At 63.9% G+C, this 5,550-nt stretch carries 5 protein-coding genes; all 5 read left to right on the forward strand.

The window, feature by feature from the left end; translation table 11 throughout:
* Nucleotides 1-235: 235 nt before the first annotated feature.
* Entirely contained in the window at nucleotides 236-1,312 is a 1,077-nt protein-coding gene (gene mltB / locus ACXWUF_RS17530) for a lytic murein transglycosylase B (RefSeq protein ID WP_458495907.1), read from the forward strand.
* 174 nt (nucleotides 1,313-1,486) lie between these two features.
* Complete coding sequence (locus ACXWUF_RS17535) at nucleotides 1,487-2,638, forward strand: D-alanyl-D-alanine carboxypeptidase family protein (protein WP_458495908.1); 1,152 nt, start codon at nucleotides 1,487-1,489, stop codon at nucleotides 2,636-2,638.
* Nucleotides 2,639-2,658: 20 nt separating this feature from the next.
* Nucleotides 2,659-3,519 (forward strand): D-amino acid aminotransferase, encoded by an 861-nt coding sequence (locus ACXWUF_RS17540; RefSeq protein ID WP_458495909.1) that lies wholly within the window; start codon nucleotides 2,659-2,661, stop codon nucleotides 3,517-3,519.
* 133 nt (nucleotides 3,520-3,652) lie between these two features.
* Nucleotides 3,653-3,928: a YbeD family protein gene (locus ACXWUF_RS17545; RefSeq protein ID WP_458495910.1), complete on the forward strand. Its 276-nt coding sequence runs from the start codon at nucleotides 3,653-3,655 to the stop codon at nucleotides 3,926-3,928.
* Between the two features lie 100 nt (nucleotides 3,929-4,028).
* Nucleotides 4,029-5,477 (forward strand): magnesium transporter, encoded by a 1,449-nt coding sequence (gene mgtE / locus ACXWUF_RS17550; RefSeq protein ID WP_458495911.1) that lies wholly within the window; start codon nucleotides 4,029-4,031, stop codon nucleotides 5,475-5,477.
* Nucleotides 5,478-5,550 lie beyond the last annotated feature (73 nt).

Here is a 5,550-nt window from a genome sequence, read left to right on the forward strand (position 1 = left end):
GGTGGGTTAGGCGCACATCCGGCAAGCCACGCCACCGATATTGAGTTTGCCGTGCGCCGTAACCCACACCGACGGGGATATTAGATTTCTCGTGGCGTGCGCCTAACCCACCCTACGAATCGCCGGATTCACGCCCGCAAAAAACGTCGCCCACCCGCAATCCAACGCTGACAGGCCGGGTTGGCTTGGCTATGCTGTCGCCATTCAGCCCACTCCCCAACCCGGCCATCACCCCATGTCATACCGCACCCTGACCCTGCTCGCCGCCGCCGTCTTACTGAGCGCCTGCACCTCCCATACGCCCAGCAGCCCGCCCCCGGCCAAGCCGTCGGCGAATCAGCCCGCGAATCCAGCGGCCCCGGCCAACCCCGCCGCGCCCGAGCCGGAAACCCCGGTTCAACCCGGCATCGCCGACCGGGCCGATGTCCGCGCCTTCGTCGGCGAGATGAGCCGCAAGCATGGCTTCGATAGCCGCGAATTGCTCCGCGCCTTCGACCAAGCGGCCATCCAGCCCGCCATCCTGGACGCCATGGGCAAGCCCTTCGAGGCCAAGCCTTGGCACACCTACCGCAAGCTGTTCCTGACCGACAAGCGCATCCAGGGCGGGCTGGACTTCAAGGCCCAGCACGCCGACGCCCTCGCCCGGGCCGAGGCCCGCTATGGCGTCTCGCCCGAGATCATCACGGCCATCATCGGCATCGAGAGCAGCTACGGCCAGCGGCCCGGCAAGTACAAAGTCATCGACTCGCTGTCCACGCTGGCCTTCGCCTATCCGAAGCGGGCGGCGTTCTTCCGCGGCGAACTGGAGCAATTCCTGCTGCTGTGCCGGGAGGAAGGCATGGATTATCTGAGTCCGCTCGGCTCCTACGCGGGCGCGATGGGAATGCCGCAGTTCATGCCGTCCAGCTACCGCAAGCTGGCGGCGGATGGCGATGGCGATGGTCGCCGGGACATCTGGAACAACCCCGCCGACGCCATCGCCAGCGTGGCCTATTACTTCGCCAAGAACGGCTGGCGCACCGGCGAACCCATCGCGGTGCCCGCCTTCGTCAGCGGTTCCGGCTGGCAGGGCTTGGCGAGCAAGAACCCCAAGCCGTCTCGCAGCCTCGCCGAACTGGCCTCGCTGGGCGTGACGCCCACCGAGGCCGTGCCCGGCAATCCCAAGGGGGCGCTGGTGCAATTGGACGGCGAATCCGGCCCGGCCTATTGGGTCGCGTTTCAGAACTTCTCCGCCATCATGCGCTACAACCACAGCCCGCTGTACGCCATGGCGGCGTATGAGGTGAGCCGGGCCTTGGCGACAGGCCGCTGAGCCTGCCGTAGGTCGGGCATGTACTCATGCCCGACTAAGCCTCCCGGCATCGGAATCTACAGCGCAAATCCCGTAGGTGGCGGATTTGAAACGGTTTGTCGCCAAATTTCCGCCCGCCCCCGCGTGCTACAATGCGCCCCATTTTTTCCCGAACCCGCCCGCAGGCCCACCGCCGTGAAATCAAGCCCGTTCATTCCATTTTGCTTACTAGCCCTGTTTCTTTTCGTCCGCACCGGCCTGGCCGCCGACGCGCCGGTCATCCCCGCCGCGCCGGAGGTTGGCGCGAAAGCCCATATCCTGATGGACTTCAACAGCGGGCGAGTGCTGGCCGAGAACAACGCGGACCAGAAACTCGAACCCGCCAGCCTGACCAAGATCATGACCGCCTACGTGACCTTCCGGGAGCTTGCCAAGGGCAATCTGCACCTGGACGACATGGTGACGGTGAGCGAGAAGGCGTGGCGCACGGAAGGCTCCCGCATGTTCGCCCAGGTCGGCGCGAAGATCGCGGTGGAGAATCTGCTCAAGGGGATGATCGTGCAGTCGGGCAACGACGCCAGCGTGGCGCTGGCCGAGCATATCGCCGGGGACGAGGCGGTGTTCGCCCAGATGATGAACGAGAACGCCAAGCGGCTGGGCATGACCAACACCCACTACAAGAACAGCATGGGCCTGCCCGACCCGGAGCATTACGCCACGGCCCGCGACCTCGCCGTCCTGACCCGCGCCATGATCGCGGAGTTCCCGGAATACTATAAATGGCACGCCATCAAGGAGTTCATGTTCAACAACATCAAGCAGATCAACCGCAACAAGCTGTTGTGGCGCGACCCCACCGTGGACGGCGTGAAGACCGGCCACACCGAGGGCGCGGGTTATTGCTTGGTGACCTCCGCCATGCGGGACGGGATGCGGCTGGTTTCGGTGGTGCTGGGGACGAAAAGCGACAACGAGCGGGCCAATTCCAACCAAGCCTTGCTCAATTACGGCTTCCGTTTCTACGAGACCCGCCAGCTCTATAAAGCCAACGAGAAGCTGGCCGAGGCACGGGTGTGGAAAGGCGCGGAATCCAAAGCCCCCGCGGGCTTGAGGCAGGACTTCGCGGTGACGTTCCCCCGGGGTCAGTACGCCAACCTCAAGGCCGGGATGGAGATCGGCACCGACGCCACCGCCCCTGTCAAACAGGGCGACAAGCTGGGCGTGGTCAAGGTCATGTACAACAACGAAGTGGCCGCTCAGCAAGACCTCGTGGCGTTGCAGGCGGTGGAAGAAGGCGGGATTTTCCGGCGCCTGTATGATCGGGTGCTGATGATGTTCAAGAAATAGGATTTAGGAGCGGCAAGCGCATGGCACAAAACACGAACCCGGTTTACCTGAACGGCACGTACCTTCCGCTGAGCGAGGCCAAGGTGCCGGTGCTGGACCGGGGCTTCTTATTCGGGGACGGCGTGTACGAAGTCATCCCGGTGTATGGCGGGAGGGCGTTCCGGCTGGACGAGCATTTGCGGCGGCTGGACCGGAGTCTTGAAGGCATCCGCATGGTGTCGCCCCTGTCCGATGGCGAATGGGCCGACATTTTCACCCGGCTGATCGACGGACCCGGCGACCAGTACATCTATTTGCAGGTGACACGCGGCGCGGCCTCCAAGCGCGACCACGCCATCCCGCCGGAGATCGAACCCACGGTGTTCGTGATGTGTTCGCCCATCGCGCCGATTCCGGCGGAGGGCATCCGCACCGTCACCGTGCCCGACATCCGCTGGCACTGGTGCCACATCAAGGCCATCACCCTCCTGTCCAACGTGCTGCTGCGGCAGGAGGCGGTGGACCGGGGCGCGGCGGAAGCCATCCTGGTGCGGGACGGCTGGGTCACGGAAGGCGCGGCCAGCAATATCTTCATCGTGAAGGATGGCGTGGTCATCACGCCGCCCAAGGGCCATGAAATCCTGCCCGGCATCACCCGCGATTTGGTGCTGGAACTGGCGCCGGTCCATGGCATCCCCGCCGAGGAACGCAATTTCCGCCTGGAAGAACTGCAAGCCGCCGACGAAATCTGGATGACCAGCTCCACCCGCGAAATCCTGCCGGTCATCGAACTGGACGGCGCGCCCGTCAGCCATGGCAAGCCCGGCCCGGTCTGGCAGAAGATGCAAGGCTATTACCAAGCCTATAAGCAGGGCTTGCGGGAGGCTCCAAGCTCGGTTTAAACCCTATCGCCCATAGTTATAGGATGGGTGGAGCTTCGCGGAACCCATCATGCCGATGTCACCAATGCACGATGGGTTCCGCTGCGCTTCACCCCATCCTAATTATGGCTGTATGACCCACCAGGAGAACCCCATGACCACCGCCAGCCCCGAAGAAACCCCGCTCAAGTTCCCCAGCGAGTTTCCCATCAAGGCGTTCGGCCACAGCCGCGAGGGTTTCGATGGCTTGGTGGTGGCCATCGTCCGCCGCCACGCGCCCCATCTGGGCGAAGGCGCCGTCGCCAGCCGCCCCAGCAAGGGCGGCAAATACACCTCGGTCACAGTGACCATCCAGGCCCAAAGCAAGGCCCAGCTCGACGCGATTTATCAAGACCTGACGGCCTGTCCCGAGATCGTCATGGCGCTTTGATAGGGTCGGGCGGGGCCGGACGCCTCGCCCGACCGACCGCCCCTCCCGGCGCCCACGCGGCGGCGGCTCGTTCCACCGAATCAGCCGAACGGATGAACCCATGCCCCTGGCCGAACCGATCACCACCTCTCCCGAAGAGCATTTGCAGCAGCACCTCCAAGAGGTGATCGAGTTGCTGCGCAAGCAGAAGCTTGAGGAGACCATCGTCCAGCATCAGGCCATGCCCCACCACGACTTGGTGGAAACGCTGCTGCACAAGCGCTATCAGGCGGCGCTCAAGCAAAAACTGGACGCGCTGCACTCCGCCGACATCGCCTACATCCTGGAAGCCCTGCCGCTAGAGCAGCGCCTGGTGGTGTGGAGCTTGGTGGAGCCGGATCAGGACGGGCCGATCCTCTTGGGCGTGTCCGACGCGGTGCGCGAGACGCTGATCTCGGACATGAACACCGAGGAGTTGCTGTCCGCCACCGAGCAACTGGACACCGACGAAATCGCCGACCTCGCGCCGGACCTGCCGGAAGAGGTGTTGCAGGAGCTGCTGGAGAACCTCAACGACCAGAACCGCCAGCGGCTCCAATCGGTGCTGGCGTCCGAGGAGGACACCGTGGCGGCCTTGATGGATTTCGGCATGGTCGCCATCCGCGAGGACATCACCCTGGGCGTGGTGCTGCGTTATCTGCGGCGGCGCGGCGACTTGCCCGAGCATACCGACAAGCTGTTCGTGGTGGACGAGGACAACGTGCTGAAGGGCGTGCTGCCCCTCAAGCGCCTGTTGACCAACAACCCGGACAAGCCGGTGTCCGAGATCATGGCGAAGGACTTGGTGTACTTCCATATCGACGACGACGCCGAGGACGCCGCCCGCGCCTTCCAGCGTTACGACCTGTTCTCCGCGCCGGTGGTGGACCGGGAACACCGGCTGCAAGGCCGGTTGGGCATCGACGCCATCGTGGACCACATCCGCGAGAAATCCGACGAGGAACGGCTGGCCGAGGCGGGCTTGCTGGAGGAAGAAGACCTGTTCTCCGGCGTGTGGAAGAGCGCCAAGAACCGCTGGTTCTGGCTGGCGATCAATCTCGTCACCGCTTTCGCCAGCACCCGCGTCATCGGCATTTTCGAGGACACCATCGTCCAGATCGTCGCGCTGGCCTCGCTCATGCCCATCGTGGCGGGCATCGGCGGCAACACCGGCAACCAGACCAGTATGCTCATCGTCCGCTCCCTGGCGCTGGGGCTGATTAATCCCGGCAATGTCCGGCGGCTGATTATCAAGGAATTGGGCATCGGTCTCCTCAACGGCCTGATGTGGGGTTCGGTGCTGGGCCTGCTGGCCTATGGGCTGTACCGAGATGTGGAACTTGGGCTGGTGATGGCGAGCGCCACCCTGTTGAATCTGGTGGTGGCCGCCATCATGGGACTGGCGATACCGCTGGTCCGCAATCGGCTGGACATGGACCCGGCGGTGGGCACCAGCGTGTTGCTCACGGCCATGACCGACGGCATGGGGTTCTTTATCTTCCTGGGATTGGCGACGGTGTTTTTAAAATAACCCGTGGGGTGGATTAGGCACACATCATGAAAGGCTTGATATTCCCATCGTTCCCACGGTCTCCGTGGGAACG

The sequence above is a fragment of the Methylomagnum sp. genome, assembly GCF_054333355.1.

Excerpts from the sequence above, each read along its gene's own strand:
- mltB (WP_458495907.1), top strand. The coding sequence starts at position 236 with ATGTCATACCGCACCCTGACCCTGCTCGCCGCCGCCGTCTTACTGAGC.
- ACXWUF_RS17545 (WP_458495910.1), top strand. The coding sequence starts at position 3,653 with ATGACCACCGCCAGCCCCGAAGAAACCCCGCTCAAGTTCCCCAGCGAG.
- mgtE (WP_458495911.1), top strand. The coding sequence starts at position 4,029 with ATGCCCCTGGCCGAACCGATCACCACCTCTCCCGAAGAGCATTTGCAG.
- ACXWUF_RS17540 (WP_458495909.1), top strand. The coding sequence starts at position 2,659 with ATGGCACAAAACACGAACCCGGTTTACCTGAACGGCACGTACCTTCCG.